The organism is Mitsuaria chitosanitabida ATCC BAA-476 = NBRC 102408, from assembly GCF_001598255.1.
GTDB lineage: Bacteria > Pseudomonadota > Gammaproteobacteria > Burkholderiales > Burkholderiaceae_C > Roseateles > Roseateles chitosanitabidus.
Genome location: NZ_BCYP01000006.1, coordinates 196,054 through 212,068 on the forward strand (window position 1 = coordinate 196,054; position 16,015 = coordinate 212,068).

16 protein-coding genes are annotated in these 16,015 nt (G+C 70.8%); 14 read left to right on the plus strand and 2 right to left on the minus strand.

Features of this window, described 5'->3' with window-relative positions:
- The 11 genes from MCHT01_RS03825 to MCHT01_RS03875 all read left to right on the plus strand — a co-directional run bounded on the left by MCHT01_RS03825 (position 1) and on the right by MCHT01_RS03875 (position 10,277).
- Positions 1-918: a LysR family transcriptional regulator gene (locus tag MCHT01_RS03825; RefSeq protein ID WP_067062552.1), complete on the plus strand. Its 918-nt coding sequence runs from the start codon at positions 1-3 to the stop codon at positions 916-918.
- Between the two features lie 155 nt (positions 919-1,073).
- Positions 1,074-2,093 carry a TRAP transporter substrate-binding protein DctP gene (dctP, locus tag MCHT01_RS03830; RefSeq protein WP_067062554.1) on the plus strand — a complete coding sequence of 340 codons (1,020 nt, stop codon included), beginning with the start codon at positions 1,074-1,076 and terminating at the stop codon, positions 2,091-2,093.
- Complete coding sequence (locus MCHT01_RS03835; protein ID WP_067062556.1) at positions 2,090-2,662, plus strand: TRAP transporter small permease; 573 nt, start codon at positions 2,090-2,092, stop codon at positions 2,660-2,662. Before dctP ends, MCHT01_RS03835 begins: the two co-directional genes overlap by 4 nt.
- Complete coding sequence (locus MCHT01_RS03840) at positions 2,659-4,023, plus strand: TRAP transporter large permease (protein ID WP_067062557.1); 1,365 nt, start codon at positions 2,659-2,661, stop codon at positions 4,021-4,023. Before MCHT01_RS03835 ends, MCHT01_RS03840 begins: the two co-directional genes overlap by 4 nt.
- An 8-nt stretch (positions 4,024-4,031) precedes the next feature.
- Positions 4,032-5,726: a malonate decarboxylase subunit alpha gene (gene mdcA / locus MCHT01_RS03845; RefSeq protein ID WP_067062559.1), complete on the plus strand. Its 1,695-nt coding sequence runs from the start codon at positions 4,032-4,034 to the stop codon at positions 5,724-5,726.
- A gap of 7 nt (positions 5,727-5,733) precedes the next feature.
- Positions 5,734-6,051 (plus strand): malonate decarboxylase acyl carrier protein, encoded by a 318-nt coding sequence (mdcC, locus tag MCHT01_RS03850; RefSeq protein WP_067062560.1) that lies wholly within the window; start codon positions 5,734-5,736, stop codon positions 6,049-6,051.
- Positions 6,048-6,983 carry a biotin-independent malonate decarboxylase subunit beta gene (locus tag MCHT01_RS03855; RefSeq protein WP_084451776.1) on the plus strand — a complete coding sequence of 312 codons (936 nt, stop codon included), beginning with the start codon at positions 6,048-6,050 and terminating at the stop codon, positions 6,981-6,983. The genes mdcC and MCHT01_RS03855 overlap by 4 nt, the downstream gene beginning before the upstream one ends.
- The gene (locus tag MCHT01_RS03860) at positions 6,980-7,681 is read left to right on the plus strand and encodes a biotin-independent malonate decarboxylase subunit gamma (RefSeq protein ID WP_067062562.1); all 702 of its coding nucleotides are present in this window, start codon (positions 6,980-6,982) and stop codon (positions 7,679-7,681) included. The genes MCHT01_RS03855 and MCHT01_RS03860 overlap by 4 nt, the downstream gene beginning before the upstream one ends.
- A gap of 3 nt (positions 7,682-7,684) precedes the next feature.
- The gene (gene mdcG / locus MCHT01_RS03865; protein ID WP_067062569.1) at positions 7,685-8,506 is read left to right on the plus strand and encodes a malonate decarboxylase holo-[acyl-carrier-protein] synthase; all 822 of its coding nucleotides are present in this window, start codon (positions 7,685-7,687) and stop codon (positions 8,504-8,506) included.
- Positions 8,503-9,348, plus strand: coding sequence for a triphosphoribosyl-dephospho-CoA synthase MdcB (gene mdcB / locus MCHT01_RS03870; RefSeq protein WP_067062574.1), 846 nt, complete (start codon positions 8,503-8,505; stop codon positions 9,346-9,348). The genes mdcG and mdcB overlap by 4 nt, the downstream gene beginning before the upstream one ends.
- 2 nt (positions 9,349-9,350) lie before the next feature.
- On the plus strand, positions 9,351-10,277 hold the full coding sequence (locus MCHT01_RS03875; protein ID WP_067062577.1) for an acyltransferase domain-containing protein: 927 nt from the start codon (positions 9,351-9,353) through the stop codon (positions 10,275-10,277).
- Positions 10,278-10,598: 321 nt separating this feature from the next.
- Here MCHT01_RS03875 and MCHT01_RS03880 read toward each other — a convergent pair whose 3' ends face one another.
- On the minus strand, positions 10,599-11,531 hold the full coding sequence (locus MCHT01_RS03880) for a DMT family transporter (RefSeq protein ID WP_067062579.1): 933 nt from the start codon (positions 11,529-11,531) through the stop codon (positions 10,599-10,601).
- 118 nt (positions 11,532-11,649) lie between these two features.
- Between MCHT01_RS03880 and MCHT01_RS03885 the strand changes: the two genes are divergently transcribed.
- Entirely contained in the window at positions 11,650-12,117 is a 468-nt protein-coding gene (locus MCHT01_RS03885) for an Lrp/AsnC family transcriptional regulator (RefSeq protein ID WP_067062581.1), read from the plus strand.
- 81 nt (positions 12,118-12,198) lie between these two features.
- On the opposite strand, the gene MCHT01_RS03890 is transcribed toward MCHT01_RS03885, so the two are convergent.
- Entirely contained in the window at positions 12,199-13,983 is a 1,785-nt protein-coding gene (locus MCHT01_RS03890) for a DUF1302 domain-containing protein (RefSeq protein WP_067062583.1), read from the minus strand.
- Between the two features lie 209 nt (positions 13,984-14,192).
- On the opposite strand from MCHT01_RS03890, the gene MCHT01_RS03895 reads away from it, so the two are divergent.
- Together MCHT01_RS03895 and MCHT01_RS03900 are read left to right on the plus strand one after the other, a co-directional pair.
- Positions 14,193-15,278, plus strand: coding sequence for a PA0069 family radical SAM protein (locus tag MCHT01_RS03895; protein ID WP_067062586.1), 1,086 nt, complete (start codon positions 14,193-14,195; stop codon positions 15,276-15,278).
- 224 nt (positions 15,279-15,502) lie between these two features.
- Positions 15,503-16,006, plus strand: coding sequence for a hypothetical protein (locus MCHT01_RS03900; RefSeq protein ID WP_067062588.1), 504 nt, complete (start codon positions 15,503-15,505; stop codon positions 16,004-16,006).
- The last annotated feature ends 9 nt before the right edge of the window (positions 16,007-16,015 follow it).

Consider the following 16,015-nt stretch of genomic DNA (forward strand, 5'->3'; position numbering starts at 1 on the left):
ATGCTTGACCGCATCGACGAAGAGATCACCTTCCGCAAGCTCGAGATCCTGCTGGCCTTCCTGGAGGCCGGCAATCTCGCCCGCGCCGCCGAGCGGCTGGGCATCAGCGCGGTCAGCGTGCATCGCGCCCTGCATTCGCTGGAGACGGGCACCCGTTGCACGCTGTTCCGGCTGGAGGGCCGCAACCTGCAGCCCAACGACGCGGCCCATGCGCTGGCCGACGTGGCCCGCGAGGTCCTGCAATCGATGGCCAACGGCATCCGCGCGACGCGCGACATCGCCGGCTACGCGGCCGATCGCATCCGCATCGGCTCGCTGTATTCGCTGACCAGCGGCACCGTGCCGGCGCTGATCATGGGCCTGCGCCTGCGCAAGCCCGACATCCAGGCCGAACTGGTGCTGGGCTCCAACAGCGACCTGCTGCGCAAGCTGCGCGAGGGCGCGCTGGACGCCACCGTCATGGGCAGCCCCGAAGGCGCCAGCGACGTGGAGACGCAGCTGCTCTTCGAGGACGACATCTTCTTCGCCGCGCCCGCCGACTCTCCGTACGCGCGCGAGTCCGAGATCGACCTGAGCGCCTGCGCCGACGAGCGCTTCGTCTCGCTGGCCGAGGGCTACGTCACGCACGACCGCTTCGTCGACGCCTTCCGCGTCGCGCGCTTCGAGCCCAATGTGGTCATGACCACCAACGACATCTTCTCGCTGATGAACCTGGTGGGCGGGGGCATCGGCTGCACGCTGCTGCCGGGGCGCATCCGCGGCGTGCTGCCGCGCAGCGTCTGCCTGATCCCGCTGCGGCCCCCTTACCAGATGCGGCAGAAGATCTCCGTGGTTTTCCTGCGCACGCGGGAGCGCGATCCCAACCTGCTGTCGCTGCTGGCCGCCGGACGCGCCTACGCCGCCGAGTTCAAGGCCTGAGTCCCTGGCAGGGGCTGACGCCGCGTCCAAGGGTTAACCCACGATCCTTGCGCTGGGCGTAAAGGTCGCCCGGTCGGGCTGATTGACGCCCTGAGGGACCGCTTCGACACTGCGGCCGCATCCCGCCGATCAGAGCGGACCTCAGGAGACAAGCCATGACCTTCACTCGACGCCAATGGATGGGCGCCGCCGCCGCCGGCGCGGCCACCACCGCCTGGCCCGGCGCCTTCGCCCAGGCGGGCGGCCTCAAGATCTCGCACCAGTTCCCCGGCGGATCCCTCACCGAGGGCGACTTCCGCGACCGGCTCTGCCGCAAGTTCGCCGCCGAGATCGACAAGCGCAGCGGCGGCGCGCTCAAGGCCTCCGTCTATCCGGGGTCCTCGCTGATGAAGACCAACGCGCAGTTCTCGGCGATGCGCAAGGGCGCGCTGGACATGAGCCTGGTGCCGCTGTCCTACGCCGGCGGCGAGGTGGCCGAGACCAACGCCGGCCTGATGCCCGCGCTGGTGCCCAGCTACGAGCAGGGCGCGGCCTGGAAGACCGCCGAGGTCGGCAAGCTGCTGTCCAAGGTGCTGGACGACAAGGGCGTGATCATCGTCAGCTGGGTCTGGCAGGCCGGCGGCGTGGCCAGCCGCGCGCGCCAGCTGGTGACGCCGGACGACGCCAAGGGACTGAAGGTCCGCGGCGGCAGCCGCGAGATGGACATGATGCTCAAGACCGCGGGCGCCTCCGTCATCACGCTGCCGTCCAACGAGATCTACGCCGCCATGCAGACCGGCGCGATGGACGCGGCGATGACCTCGTCCACCAGCTTCATCTCCTTCAAGCTGGAGGAGATCGCCAAGCACCTGACCTCGGGCCGGCAGCGCACCTACTGGTTCATGCTGGAGCCGCTGATGATCTCCAAGGAGGTCTTCGGCAAGCTGCCCAAGGCGCAGCAGGACATCGTCATGGCCGTGGGCGCGGAGCTCGAGGTCTTCGCCCGCGACGCGGCCAAGGCAGACGACAAGGCCGCCGCGGAGATCTACGCCAAGGCCGGCGCCAAGGTCTACGACATGGACGAGCCCACGCTCAAGAAGTGGCAGGCCATCGCCCGCGACACGGCGTGGAAGGACTTCGCCGACAAGAACGAATCCTGCGCCGCCATCATCAAGGCCGCGCAGAAGCTGCTATGAGCCACGGCTTCGAGCTCCGGCCGGCGGTGGCCGGCATCGACCCCGCGACGCCGGCCGTGCTGCGGCCGCTGGCCCGGGGCCTGCATCGCCTCAACCAACTGATGGTGGCGCTGGGCATGCTGGCGCTGCTGGTCGCGTCCGCGGTGCTGACCTACAGCGTGGTCTCGCGCTACGTGATGAAGGCGTCGACGGACTGGCAGGACGAGGCGGCCGTGTTCTGCCTGGTCGGGGCCACCTTCCTCTGCGGCTCCTTCGTGCAGTCGCTGCGCGGCCACGTGGGCATCGAGGCCGTGGCCGGCCTGCTGCCGCGCGCGCTCAACCGGCTGCGCCTGGCGCTGGTGGACCTGCTGTGCACCGTCTTCTGCGGCTTCTTCGCCTGGAAGTCCTGGACGCTGTTCCATGAGGCCTGGGTCGAGGGCCAGACCACGTCCTCGTCCTGGGCGCCGCCGCTGTGGATCCCCTACGGCCTGATGGCGCTGGGCATGACGCTGCTGAGCGTGCAGCTGCTGGTCCAGCTCACGGCCAGCCTGAACCGCCTGCTGCCGACCCGCCAAGGAGACGCGACATGAGCATGCTGCTCCTGGGCACGCTGTTCGGCGTCGTCACCCTGCTGTTCATGTTCTCGGGCGCGCCGATCGCGTTCGCACTCGGCAGCGTGGCCACCCTGTTCATGGCGATCTTCATGCCGGCCTCCGCGCTGGACACCATCACCCAGAACGTCTATGAGGAGATGGCCAGCATCACGCTGCTCTCCATCCCGCTGTTCATCCTGAAGGGCGCGGCGATCGGCAAGTCGCGCGCGGGCCAGGACCTGTATGCGGCCATGCATGTGTGGATGGGCAAGATCCCCGGCGGGCTGGGCATCGCCAACGTCTTCGCCTGCGCCCTGTTCGCGGCGATGGCCGGCTCCAGCCCCGCGACCTGCTCGGCCATCGGCAGCGCCGGGATCCCGGAGATGCGCAAGCGCGGCTACTCCCCCGGCTTCGCGGCCGGCATCATCGCCGCGGGCGGCACGCTGGGCATCCTGCTGCCGCCGTCGATCACGATGATCCTGTACGCCGTCGCGGCGGAGCAGTCGCTGGGCCGGCTGTTCCTGGCCGGCATCGCGCCGGGGCTGCTGCTGGTGGCGCTGTTCGCGGTCTACGCCGCGCTGCGCTATCGCAAGGAGCATGCGCTGGCCGAGGCCGAGTTCAAGCGCACCGGCGCCGCCTCCGCGCTGCTGGCGGGCGAGACCTTCACCACGCGCCAGAAGTTCGAGATGCTGCCGCGCGTCGTGCCCTTCGTGCTGCTGCTGATCGGCGTGATGGTGGCGCTGTACGGCGGCTTCGCGACGCCGTCGGAGACCGCGGGCCTGGGCGCGCTGCTGGCGCTGGCGCTGATCGCCGGCATCTACGGGGTCTGGCGGCCGCGGGACGTGGCGCCCATCCTGAGCTCGACGCTGAAGGAGTCGACCATGCTGATGTTCATCATCGGCATGTCGCTGCTGTTCTCCTACGTGATGAGCTATCTGCACATCAGCCAGGCGGCGGCCGAATGGATCGTCGGCATGCAGCTGTCCAAGTGGGTGCTGCTGGCGGCGGTGCTGCTGATGGTGATCCTGCTGGGCTTCTTCCTGCCCCCGGTGAGCATCATCCTCATGACGGCGCCCATCATCCTGCCGCCGCTCAAGGCCGCGGGCTTCGACCTGATCTGGTTCGGCATCCTGATGACCATCGTGATGGAGACCGGCCTGATCCATCCGCCGGTGGGCCTGAACATCTTCGTCATCAAGAACATCGCGCCCGACATCGAGCTCAGCGACATCATCTGGGGCGTGCTGCCCTTCGTGGTGCTGATGCTGCTGGCCGTGCTGCTGATCTGCCTCTTCCCCGGCATCGCCACCGCCTTGCCCGACGCCGTGATGGGCGCCGTCGCGGGCGCGGCCCACTAGGAGCGCCGATGAACGCCGCCACCAACGCCGCTCCGGACTGGGGCCGGCGCGCCGCGCATCGCGCGCGGCGCCTGGATCGCGCCGCGCGGGCGCTGGGCCGCCGGCTGCGCGGCCGGCACGTCGACACCGACGCCCTGCGCGATCTGCTCGAGGCCGTGATCGAACCCGGCGACCGCGTCTGCCTGGAAGGCAACAACCAGAAGCAGGCCGACTTCCTCGCGCAGTGCCTGACGCAGGTCGATCCGCGGCGCGTGCGCGACCTGCACATGGTGCAGTCGGTGCTCGCGCTGCCGGAGCACCTGGACCTGTTCGAGTCCGGCATCGCGCGCCGGCTGGACTTCTCGTTCTCGGGCCCGCAGGGCGCGCGGCTGGCGAAGCTGGTCGCCAGCGGCGGCATCGAGATCGGCGCGATCCACACCTACCTGGAGCTGTTCGCGCGCTACTTCGTCGACCTCACGCCCCAGGTGGCGCTGGTGGCGGCGCACGCGGCCGATGCCGACGGCAATCTCTACACCGGGCCCAACACCGAGGACACGCCGGCCATCGTCGAGGCGACGGCCTTCTCCGGTGGCCTCGTGATCGCGCAGGTCAACGAGATCGTGCCCCGCGGCACGAGGCTGCCGCGCGTGGACATTCCGGCGGACTGGGTGGACTTCGTCGTGCTCGCGCCGCGTCCCAATCTGGTGGAGCCGCTGTTCACGCGCGACCCCGCGCAGATCAGCGAGATCCAGGTGCTGATGGCCATGATGGCGATCAAGGGCATCTATGCCGAGTACGGCGTGCAGCGGCTCAACCACGGCATCGGCTTTGACACCGCGGCCATCGAGCTGCTGCTGCCGACCTACGGCGAGTCGCTCGGCCTGAAGGGCCGCATCTGCCAGCATTGGGCGCTGAACCCGCATCCGGCGCTGATCCCGGCGATCGAGGCGGGCTGGGTGGCGTCCATCCATTCCTTCGGCTCCGAGCTGGGCATGGAGGACTACATCCGCGCGCGCGCCGACGTGTTCTTCACCGGCGCCGACGGCAGCCTGCGCAGCAACCGGGCCTTCAGCCAGGCGGCGGGGCATTACGCCTGCGATCTGTTCATCGGCTCCACGCTGCAGATGGACCTGCAGGGCAACAGCTCGACCGCGACGCTGGGCCGCATCACCGGCTTCGGCGGCGCGCCCAACATGGGTGCCGACGCGCGCGGCCGTCGCCATGCCAGCGCGGCCTGGCTCATGGCGGGCGAGCAGGCACGGGCGGGCCGTCCCGGCGCGGCCGGCACGCCGCGCGGCCAGAAGCTGGTCGTGCAGATGGTGGAGACCTTCCGCGAGCACATGGCGCCCGCCTTCGTCGAGCGGCTCGACGCCTGGACGCTGCAGGAGCAGGCCGGCATGGCGCTGCCGCCGATCATGATCTACGGCGAGGACGTGAGCCACGTGCTGACGGAGGAGGGCATCGCCAACCTGCTGCTGTGCCGCTCCGACGAGGAGCGCGAGCAGGCGATCCGCGGCGTGGCCGGCTACACCGCGGTGGGGCTGGCGCGCGACGCGCGCATGGTCGACAACCTGCGCGACCGCGGCGTGATCCGCCGGCCCGCGGACCTGGGCATCGATCCGCGCGACGCCACCCGCAACCTGCTCGCGGCGCGCAGCATGCGCGACCTCGTGCGCGCCAGCGGCGGTCTGTACAGCCCGCCCAAGCGCTTCCGTCACTGGTGAGGCGACCATGAACCAACCTGGACTCGAAACCCTGGACTACCGCTTCGCCGGCACGCGCCCGGCGGGCAGCTTCACGCCGGTGCTGGTGGGCGTGGTCGGCTCGGGCAACCTCGAGGTGCTGATGGAGCCCGCGCCCGGCGCCGACTGCCATCTGCACATCGAGACCTCGGCCCGCGGCTTCGGCGCGATCTGGGCCGCGGTGGCGAAGGACTTCCACGGCCGCCACGACCTGGCCGGCGTGCGCCTGTCCATCCACGACATGGGCGCCACGCCCGCCGTCGTCAGTCTGCGCCTGGACCAGGCCGTGCGGGAGCTGCAACCATGATCTCCTACGCCGAATGCGCCGCCCGCGAGCGGCTGGCGCTGCTGCTCGATCCGGGCAGCCTGCATGAATGGCTGCCGCCCGCCGAGCGGCTCACCAGTCCCCACCTGGCGCAGCTCGGGCTGCCGGCCGCCTTCGACGACGGCGTCGTCATCGGCCGCGCGACCCTGGGCGGACGCGAGGTCTTCATCGCCGCGCAGGAGGGCGAGTTCATGGGCGGCGGCGTCGGCGAGGTGCACGGCGCCAAGCTGGTGGGGCTGCTCAAGCGCGCCCAGCGCGACCGGCCCGAGGCGGTGCTGCTGCTGGTCGAGTCGGGGGGCGTGCGCCTGCACGAGGCTAACGCCGGCCTGATCGCGGTGTCCGAGGTGATGCGGGCGGTGCTCGACCTGCGGGCGGCCGGCATTCCGGTCATCGTGCTGATCGGCGGCGCCAACGGCTGCTTCGGCGGCATGGGCATCGTGGCGCGCTGCGCCGATCACGTGGTGATGAGCGATCTGGGGCGGCTGGCGATGTCGGGGCCCGAGGTGATCGAGGCCTCGCATGGCGTGGAGGAGTTCGACGCGCGCGACCGCGCGCTGGTCTGGCGCACCACCGGGGGCAAGCACCGCTGGCTGACCGGCGACTGCGACACCCTGGTCGAGGACGACGTGGCCGCCTTCCGCGACGCGGCGATCGCGGCGCTGGGCGCCGCGCGCGCGGTCACGCGGGAGTCGCTGGAGCAGGAGCACGCGCTGTTGAGCGCGCGACTGCGGTTCGATGGCGCCGAGGCGATCGATCTGTGGGCCGCGATGGGGGTGCCCGATCCGGTCCGGGTGCCCGAGGTGGACGTCGCGGTCCTGCAAGGCTTCGGCGCAGGCCCGAGGGCAGCTCAGGGGGCGGGCCAGGACACGGGACCGGGCGTCGGGCCGGCAGGACGATCGGGAGCGCGGCGATGAACTGGATCCCCTTGGCAGAGGCGCTCTTCGGCGCCGACCACGGCATCACACGGGAGGGCGACGTGCTGCGCGGCACCGCGGACCTCGATGGCGAGCCGATCGCCGTCGTCGGCACGACGGACCATGCGCCGATCGGCGTACAGCTGGCGCTGACGCAGGCGCGCGTGGTGCTGGACGTCATCGCCGAGCACCCGGGCCGCGCCCTCCTGCTGCTGATCGACACGCAGGGGCAGCAGCTGCGCCGGCGCGACGAGCTGCTGGGCATCAACCGCGCGATGGCCCATCTGGGCATGTGCATCGATCTGGCGCGCCGTCGCGGGCATCGGGTGCTGGGGCTGGTCTATGACCAGGCGCTCTCGGGCGGCTTCATCACCTCGGGCCTGATGGCCGACGCCTGCGATGCCTTGCCCGAGGCGGAGATCCGCGTGATGCGCCTGCCGGCGATGTCGCGGGTGACCAAGCTGCCGGAGGCCTTCCTGGCCGAGCTCTCGACCTCGAACCCGGTCTTTGCGCCGGGCGTGGGGAACTACGTCGCCATGGGCGGCGTGCGGCGGCTGTGGGACGGTGATCTGCGCGAGGCGCTGCGCGCGGCGCTGGCCGATCTGCCGACCCGCGACGAGCGCGCCGAGGCCGGACGGGCACGCGGCGGGCGCCGCTTGTCCGCCGACGTCGTGCGGCGCGTGCTCGATGCAGCTTGAGCCATGACCGCGCTGCATCGGCATCAGATCGCGCACGTGCGCGAATCGGCCTGGGATCGACTGCTGCGGGCCGATTGGGACGCGCAGGCGCGATCCTGTCTCGCGCACTGGGCCGAGCGTGGTCTTCCGCTCGTCGTCACGCGTCAGCCGGCGGATCTGCCCGAGGGCGAGATCGCGATGGGCCTGTGCGCGCCGGCGCGCTGGGGTCATCGACGGCTTGCGCTGCGGGTGCGGTGGGCCGAGGTGCTCTATTTCGACGAGTTCCCGCGACTGGACCAGCTCGTCACGCAGCTGCCGCGAGGCACCTGGGCGGCGGCCCGTGAACTGGTCGCGGCCCTGCGCGCCTGCGGGGCGACGGCGCGTGTGTTCGGGAGTCACGGCTGGCAGGCGCTGAGCGGCCTGCCGCATGTGCGCGAGGGCTCCGACCTGGACGTGTGGGTCGCCGTCGACGGACCGGTCCAGGCGGATGCGGCCGCGGCGGCGATGCAGGCCTTCGAGGCGCCCGCGCGGCGGCTCGACGGCGAGCTGGTGCTGGCCGGCGACGCGGCGATCGCGTGGCGCGAATGGCGGGATTGGCGCTCCGGCCGCGTGAGCGCGCTGCTGGTGAAGCGGCTGCGCGGGCCGTCGCTCGGGCCGTTGACGCTGACGGGTCCTCCGGATCGTCCGCTGCTCGTCGATGTCGAAGTCGAAGTCGATGTCGAAGGCGCTGGCGCTGGCGCTGGCGAGGGCGCTCGCATCGCCGTGGATCTTGACCTTGACCCTGCCGGCGCTGCGAGCGCGGGGGAGCGCTCGCATGCCGTCGGGGCCGCGGAGGTGTCGGCATGAGGCCCATTCCCGCCGCGCGAGTTGCCGCGCCGACCGCGCGCGAGATCGGACGCGCCGCGGCGCTCGCGCTGCACGACGAGCTGGCGCTGTCGCCCAAGCCGGGACTGGTGACGCCGCTCGATCGCGGCAGCCACGCGGACATGGACGCCCACACCTTCATGCGCAGCGTGTTCGCGCTGCGCGGCTACTTCGGCCGCATCGCCGCGCTGGGCGGGGAGGGCGCGCCCTTCCACGCGCTGGAGCGTTGCGGCATCGAGGCCGAGGCGCGCATGCTCGCGGCCACCGGCGGGATCAACACGCATCGCGGCGCGATCTTCATGCTGGGGCTGCTGTGCGCGTCGGCGGGGGCCGTGGTCGGGTCCGGTCGATCGATCGAGCCCGAGGCGCTGCGCGAGACATTGCGCGCGCGATGGGGGCAGGACCTGCAAGAGCGGGCGCGCAAGCCTTCGACGCTGCCCGGAGGGATCGCGGCGCGGCGTCTGGGTTTGCGGAGCGCGTCGTCCGAAGCGGCGCTCGGCTTCCCGACGCTGTTCGAGGTCGCCTGGCCCGCGCTGCGCGCCGCGCGCGCGAGCGGCCTGTCGATGCGGGGATCGCGGCTGCAGGCGCTGTTCGCCGTCATGGCCGAACTGGACGACAGCAACCTCGCGCATCGCGGCGGGCTCGCAGGCCTGCGATTCGCTCAAGCGGCGGCGCGGGACTTCCTCGTCGCGGGCGGCATCGCCGCCCCTGGTGGATGGGCGAGGGCCGAAGGGATCGGGCGCGAGTTCGTGCGCCGCAATCTGTCGCCCGGCGGCGCGGCCGACACGCTGGCGGCCGCCTGCTGGCTCGACCGACTGGTCTGACCATGGGCCTGGCCTTGCTGTTCCCCGGTCAGGGCGCGCAGCATCCGGGCATGTTGCCGTGGCTGTGGACGCAGCCCGAGGCGGCGCCGCTGCTCGATCGACTCGAGGCTCTGCTCGACGCCGGATGGCGTGAGCGCTTGCGGGACCCCGCTTGGGCCAGCGCCAATGCCGTCGCGCAACCGTTGCTCACGGGGATCGGGCTCGCCGCGTGGCGCGTGCTCGCCGCGCGGCTGCCGACGCCGGTGGTCGTCGCGGGCTACAGCGTCGGCGAGCTCGCGGCCTTCGCTGTCGCGGGCGCGATCGGGGAGGACCTCGCACTGCCCTTGGCTGTCGAGCGCGCCGCGCTGATGGATCAGGCGGTGGCCGGGCAGGACACCGGATTGATGAGCGTGCAGGGGCAGGGGGCGTTGAGCCTGACGAGCGCCGCGGTCGTGCGGGCGGCGCCAGGCTTGTCCATCGCCATCCGCATCGACGAGTCGCGCGTGATCGTCGGCGGGCACGTCGCCTTGCTGGACGCGCACGCGGCGCGCTGGCGCGAGGAGGGCTTGCGCTGCGCCCGTTTGCCGGTCGCCGTCGCCTCGCACACGCCGCTGATGGCGTCGGCCGCGACGGGCTTCGCGCATCGCCTCGCGGCTCTGGGCCTGAACGCGCCGAGGGTGTCCGTGGTGTGCGACTTCAACGCGGCGGCGACTCGGAATCCCGGCGCGCTCGCTGCCGCTTTGGCGGGGCAGATCGCCAGCACCATCCGCTGGGACGAGGTGATGGACAGCGTCGCCGAACGCGGGGTGAGCTGCGTGTTGGAAGTGGGGCCGGGCGCGGCGCTCGCGGGGATGTGGCGGGAGCGGCATCCGCGCATTCCCGTGCGCTCGATCGACGAGTTCCAGGGGCCCGAGGGCGTGAGCGCCTGGGTGCGGGGGCAGATGGCGTGAGGGAGCGCCCGAAGACCCTCACCCCCACCCTCTCCCGCAAGCGGGCGAGGGAGCCGCGGAGCGGTGAGCACTTCGCCAGGGGCGACAGAGAGATCAGCGTGTCGACGCGGCAGCAACTCGGCGGGGCAGCGTCAGAAGCTCAGAAGCTCAGATGCTCAGATGCTCAGATGCTCAGATGCTCAGATGCTCAGATGCTCAGCGGGCCAGCTTCAATCGCTCAGGAGGTCAACGCGTCAGCGCGTCAGCAGGCCAGCAGGCCAGCAGGCCAGCGGGTCAGCAGGCCAGCGGGTCAGCAGGCCAGCGGGTCAGCAGGCCGGCGGGTCACCGAGCCAAGGGGGCCTGCGCGCGAACGGCCAGCACCACGCCCAGGCTGACGACGACCACGCCGAAGGCGGTGACCAGGCTCGGCGTCTCGCCGAGCAGCGGGATCGCCATCAGCGTGGCGAGCACCGGCGCGAGCGCGCCCACCATCGAGCACTTCTGCGGACCCAGCAGGCGGATCGACAGCCCGTAGAGCAGCGTCGAGAACACGCCCACACCGACGCCCTGCACGCCGGCGAAGACCAAGATGTCGCGCATCGGCGCCGTCGAGAGGTGGGATTCGAGCAGTCCCGACCCCGAGAGCGCGGCCAGCAGCAGCAGCGAGGGGTAGGTGACCACCATCACGCCGGCCAGCGGCGGGATGCCGGCCAGCCGCAGCCCTTGCGTGTAGGTGCCCCACAGCAGGCTGGCGAGCAGCAGCACACCCATGCCCACCAGCGCCTGCGGCGACTGCGTGCCGAAGCCCAGCACCATCAGCGCCACGCCCGCCACGATGAGGGCGAGCCGCTTCAGACGGGCGGCGGGCACGGGCTCGCGCCACATCAGCCAGCCCACGACGGCGAAGGAGATCGGCGTGGTGCCGGCGATCAGCGCGCTCACGTGCGCGGCCGAGGTGAAGCGGCCGCCCATCGAGGCGATCAGGAAGAAGGGGAGGCCGGCCCCGAGCGAGATCATGGCCCAGCACCTCAGGGGCAGCCGCTGCAGCACGCGCCACTGCGACGGGACGAAGGGCGCCAGCACGAGGGCCGGGACCAGGAAGCGCACCAAGGCCACGTCGCCGGGCGACAGGGTCGACGCGCCGATCGCACGGATCGACAGCGAGAAGCTCGCCCAGATGACCAGCGTGAGCCCCATCGTCAGCCAGCCCGCGGCCGGGCTCTGCGAGAACGAGGGGCGCGCGGCGCCGGCGAGGGTGGGGCTGAGGGACTTCATGGACGTGACGGCGGTTCCTGCGGATCGCTGGAAATTCTCGTCGTCGACGTCGAGCGAAAGTGTTCAAAAGCTCCAGGGATTGGCGGCTCGATTGGCAGAAGCTGCTAAGGTTTCGCCCATGGACAGCAAGGACTACCAGATCATCGCCGCGCTCCAGGCCAATGGCCGGATGACCAACCAGGAGTTGTCGGAGCAGGTGAGCCTCACGCCCACGCCCTGCCTGCGGCGGCTGCGCATGCTGGAGGAGTCGGGGACGATCCGCGGCTACACGGCGGTGGTGGACGAGGAAGCCTTCGGCCTTCCCGTCACCGCCTTCGTCGGCGTGAAGCTCAAGGAGCACACCGCCGAGTCCGTGCGCCGGTTCGAGCGCGCCATCCAGAAGATCGACGCGGTGCTCGACTGCTACGTGATGACCGGCCAGGTGGACTACCTGCTGCGCGTGCTCGCGCAGAGCCTGAAGGACTATGAGCGCTTCGTGCGCCAGGAGCTCCACGCCATCCCCGGCATCCAGTCGATCGACACCAGCTTCGCCTACTCGCGGGTGAAGCGCTCGGTGGTGTTCCCCGATCTGTCGGATCCAGGCTGACGAGGGGCGCCACACGGCCGGAATCGAGGCCCCGGGGCGCCGGCCGCGCGGCGCGACCGGCCGGCCCGCGGGGGAGCGGCCTCAGAGCTTGTAGCCCACGCTCGCCATCACGAAGTCCATGTCCTTGCGGATGTTGAACTGGCCGCCGCGGCTGATGGTGTAGCTCACGTTGGCATAGACGTGGCGGCTGAAGTCCGCGTCCAGCGACAGGCGCGCCGACTTGCGGCCCTCGATGAAGGCGTAGTCGTAGGACCAGCCCTTCACGTCCTGGCCGAAGATCAGCGCCGGCCGCAGCAGCACGCCGCTGCCGCCGACGTTGTCGATCTCCATGCCCACATGCATGCGGTAGGCCCAGGCGGTCGAGGTGACGAAGCCGTCGTTGGTCGTGCAGGCCCCGGGCGTGGTGCACACGCCCGAGTTCTCCGGCCGCATGTAGCGGCGCACCGACGGATCGGGCAGGTCCATCACGTGCTTGACCGAGGCCTCGAAGCCCAGCACCGCCTTGCGGCTGCCCCACAGGCCGGGGAATTCCTTGAGCAGGCCGGTCTGCAGCTGCGCGACCTTGTACAGGTCGTAGCCGCGGAACAGCGTGCCGTTGGGCAGGGCCTTGGCCTCGGCGCCCAGCGGGCCCTGGCCCGCCAGGAAGGCGTTCAGGAGGTCCGTGGTGTTCAGCTGGATGGGCTGGTGGTCGATGAAGCTCAACTCGTTGAGCACCGACAGGTTCAGCGCCGGGATGCGGGTCGCGGTGCTGAAGCTCAGCAGCTGCTTGTCGGTCGGATGCTCGATCTGGTACGTGGCGCCGGCCGCGGGCCCCAGGCCCTTGCCCTTGAGCACGTCGACGAAGGCGTCGCGCGAGTGGTACTTCGCGGCCAGCACGCCGAAGCGGGTGCCGATCTCGCGCACCACGTAGCTCGCGCCCAGGCCGAACTGGTCCGGGCGGTTCCTGGGCTCGATGTCCGGGCCGCGCGCGGTGAAGATGCCGCGGGCGATGTTCTGCTGCTCGCTCAGCACGTTGCTGTAGAACACGCGGTCGCAACCCGGCGCGGAGAAGTCCAGCACCGCGGCGAAGGTGCCGCAGCCCGCCTGCACCGAGCCCTCGGGCTTGAACTGCAGGAAGGCCTCCAGCTTCAGCGCCGCGTTCACGTTCCAGCGCGCCGTGGCGGCCCAGACCGGCACCGCGCCTTCGTTGGCCAGCGCGCCGGGACGCGCGGCGGCGGCCGCGTTGCGCGTCTCCAGGTCCCGCGATCCCCCCGTGAAGCTGAAGCCGCGCTCACGCTCCAGCGACAGCTTGCCGAGCTTGAACTCGGCCGAGCCCTCGCCGACGGCGGTCGTGCCGAAGAGGTAGGCGCCCAGCACCTGCGCGCCCTGGAAGCGCGCGCCGCGCGCGAAGCCGCGGTCGGACAGCGGCGCGTCGGGCTGGTAGTTGCTCGGGTTGTTGCCGTGCGCGACCTTGCCATGCAGTTGCGCGTCGTCGTACCAGGCGTAGCCGTCGAGCTCGACGCCCAGGCCGGAGCGATGCACCGCCTTGAACTCGCTGTTGAGCTTGACCACGCGGCTGAAGGTGTCGCCGGCGGCGTAGTTGAGGTCGGAGTCGTCGCCGTTGTTGGAGCCGCCCGGGACCAGCGTCGCGCGCTGCCGGCTGGTGCGGATGCCGGTGCCGAGCGTGGCGACCGGGGTCCAGGTGAGCGTCCAGTCCTTGGCGTCGCGCTCGCGGCTGACGCCCTGCGGCGGCTGGGCGAGTTCGCCCGGACGGGTGAGTTCCTGGGGGGAGGCCTGGCTTTGCGCCAGGGCCGCTTCCGGTGCGGCCTGGAGGGCCGCCGCCAGCGCGCCGATGGCCAGCGTCGCGGCGGTGAATCGGTGATGCATCGTGATCGTCTGTCTTGTTATGCGAGGTCCGTCCCTGATGCGGCTCGCGTGGGGGCCGCATCCTCTCATGCCGGACGGCACTGGCAATCCGTTTGGATACTGTATAAATTGACAGCATGTCCCGCGATGACCGACCCGATCCCACCGATGCCCACCCGTCCGAGGGGCGTCCCGCGGGCCGGCGCGCGCCCGGGATCTCGGGGCCGCCGATGTATGTGCAGGCCGACGCGCTGAAGGGCCGGGGCAGCGCCTGGGCCATCGCGCACCGCTTCGAATCGCGCGAGCGCGAGCAGTACGACGATGGCTGGGGCACGCTGGACCAGGAGGCGTCGGAGGAACACCTCGCGCCGAAGACCGAGATCATCGAGGAGCAGGCGAAGAAGATCGTCAGCGGCAACCAGTCGCCGGACATCGGGTTCGATCTGTCGATCAATCCCTACCGGGGCTGCGAGCATGGCTGCATCTATTGCTTCGCCCGTCCGACGCACAGCTATCTGAACCTGTCGCCGGGCCTGGATTTCGAGACGAAGATCATCGCCAAGGTGAACGCGGCGGCGCGCTTGCGCGAGACGCTGGCCTCGCCCGCGTACCGGCCCGCCCCGCTGGTGCTGGGCACGGCCACCGACGCCTATCAGCCGATCGAGCGCAAGCTGGGCATCACGCGCCGCGTGGTGGAGGTGCTGACCGAGGCGCGCCATCCGTTCTCGGTGGTCACCAAGTCCAGCGGCATCGAGCGCGACCTGGACCTGATCGTTCCCATGGCGCGGCGTCGGCAGGTGTCGGTCTACCTGTCGGTGACGACGCTGGACCCGGAGCTGGCGCGCATCCTGGAGCCGCGCGCGGCCTCGCCGCAGCGGCGCCTGCGCACGATCCGGGCGCTGGCCGAGGCGGGCGTTCCGGTCGGGGTGAGCGTGTCGCCCGTGATCCCTTTCCTGAACGAGCCGGAGCTGGAGCGCATCCTCGAGGCCGCCGCCGAGGCGGGCGCGACCAAGGCCTTCAGCATTCCGCTGCGCTTGCCCTGGGAGGTCGCGCCGCTCTTCCACGACTGGCTGCGGCTGCACCAGCCGGCCAAGGCGGCGCGCATCATGGCGCGGCTGCACGACATGCGCGGCGGCAAGGACAACGACGCGCGTTTCGGCACGCGCTTCACCGGCGAGGGCCTCTGGGCGGAGCTGCTGCAGCAGCGCTTGCGCAAGGCCTCGCAGCGGCTGGGCCTGGGCCGCGAGCGGCACGACTTCGACTTCAGCGAGTTCCGGCCACCGTCGAAGCTCGAAGGACAGCAGTCGCTGTTCTGAAGGGCGTGATGCACGGCGCGGACGCGGGAGCGAGGGCGACGTCGGCAATGCCTGACCCCGCTTGCGGCGCATCTCGCAATGGCCTTCCCCAGTATGCGTGGGGGGAGTGACCTGCCGAGATCAGCGCCCCCCACCGAAACGCCCTTCGGAGGGACTGCATTGAACGCTGTGTCCTCGCAGACTGATGGTCTTCGGGTCGTGGGACTCGTATCAAGGAGCGAGGGATGACGGTGGATGTGCAGGCCCTGCGCCGGGCGGTGTCGCCTGATCAGTTGATCGCGATCATGGTTCATCCGGTACCGATTCCGCCGGACGCCCCGGAGATCGATGCGGTCGTCGAGCTGCTGAGAAATCCCGCGATGCTTTTCGGTGCGTCGTCATTCCCTGAGACCGAGCCTGACGCCTGCTGTCGGTACGCGTCGTGGGATCAGGTCGCGGACTATCTCGATGTCCTGGAGCGCAAGCGCAACGTCTCCGTCACCTATGTCAGGCACCTGATGCACCTGGCCGCGTATTTCGCGTACCGGCTCGGGATGAGGCGTGCCGGGCCGGCGCTGCTGTCGGTCTTCGACGCGGAAGACGTCGTCAGCATCCGCTACGAGCTGCCCGTGCAGCTTTCGCACCAGGAGGCGTATGCGCAGACGATGGCGTTCTGGGGCGAGTTGGCCTACGTCGATCTGTTGCAGCCCCCCTTTCATTTCCACTTCGTCGATCAGCCGGACGCCTGACATCCGACG

Excerpts from the sequence above, each read along its gene's own strand:
- MCHT01_RS03900 (WP_067062588.1), top strand. The coding sequence starts at position 15,503 with ATGACGGTGGATGTGCAGGCCCTGCGCCGGGCGGTGTCGCCTGATCAG.
- MCHT01_RS03855 (WP_084451776.1), top strand. The coding sequence starts at position 6,048 with ATGATCTCCTACGCCGAATGCGCCGCCCGCGAGCGGCTGGCGCTGCTG.
- MCHT01_RS03835 (WP_067062556.1), top strand. The coding sequence starts at position 2,090 with ATGAGCCACGGCTTCGAGCTCCGGCCGGCGGTGGCCGGCATCGACCCC.
- dctP (WP_067062554.1), top strand. The coding sequence starts at position 1,074 with ATGACCTTCACTCGACGCCAATGGATGGGCGCCGCCGCCGCCGGCGCG.
- MCHT01_RS03875 (WP_067062577.1), top strand. The coding sequence starts at position 9,351 with ATGGGCCTGGCCTTGCTGTTCCCCGGTCAGGGCGCGCAGCATCCGGGC.
- MCHT01_RS03895 (WP_067062586.1), top strand. The coding sequence starts at position 14,193 with ATGTATGTGCAGGCCGACGCGCTGAAGGGCCGGGGCAGCGCCTGGGCC.
- mdcG (WP_067062569.1), top strand. The coding sequence starts at position 7,685 with ATGACCGCGCTGCATCGGCATCAGATCGCGCACGTGCGCGAATCGGCC.
- mdcC (WP_067062560.1), top strand. The coding sequence starts at position 5,734 with ATGAACCAACCTGGACTCGAAACCCTGGACTACCGCTTCGCCGGCACG.
- MCHT01_RS03860 (WP_067062562.1), top strand. The coding sequence starts at position 6,980 with ATGAACTGGATCCCCTTGGCAGAGGCGCTCTTCGGCGCCGACCACGGC.
- MCHT01_RS03885 (WP_067062581.1), top strand. The coding sequence starts at position 11,650 with ATGGACAGCAAGGACTACCAGATCATCGCCGCGCTCCAGGCCAATGGC.
- MCHT01_RS03890 (WP_067062583.1), bottom strand. The coding sequence starts at position 13,983 with ATGCATCACCGATTCACCGCCGCGACGCTGGCCATCGGCGCGCTGGCG.
- mdcA (WP_067062559.1), top strand. The coding sequence starts at position 4,032 with ATGAACGCCGCCACCAACGCCGCTCCGGACTGGGGCCGGCGCGCCGCG.
- mdcB (WP_067062574.1), top strand. The coding sequence starts at position 8,503 with ATGAGGCCCATTCCCGCCGCGCGAGTTGCCGCGCCGACCGCGCGCGAG.
- MCHT01_RS03825 (WP_067062552.1), top strand. The coding sequence starts at position 1 with ATGCTTGACCGCATCGACGAAGAGATCACCTTCCGCAAGCTCGAGATC.
- MCHT01_RS03840 (WP_067062557.1), top strand. The coding sequence starts at position 2,659 with ATGAGCATGCTGCTCCTGGGCACGCTGTTCGGCGTCGTCACCCTGCTG.
- MCHT01_RS03880 (WP_067062579.1), bottom strand. The coding sequence starts at position 11,531 with ATGAAGTCCCTCAGCCCCACCCTCGCCGGCGCCGCGCGCCCCTCGTTC.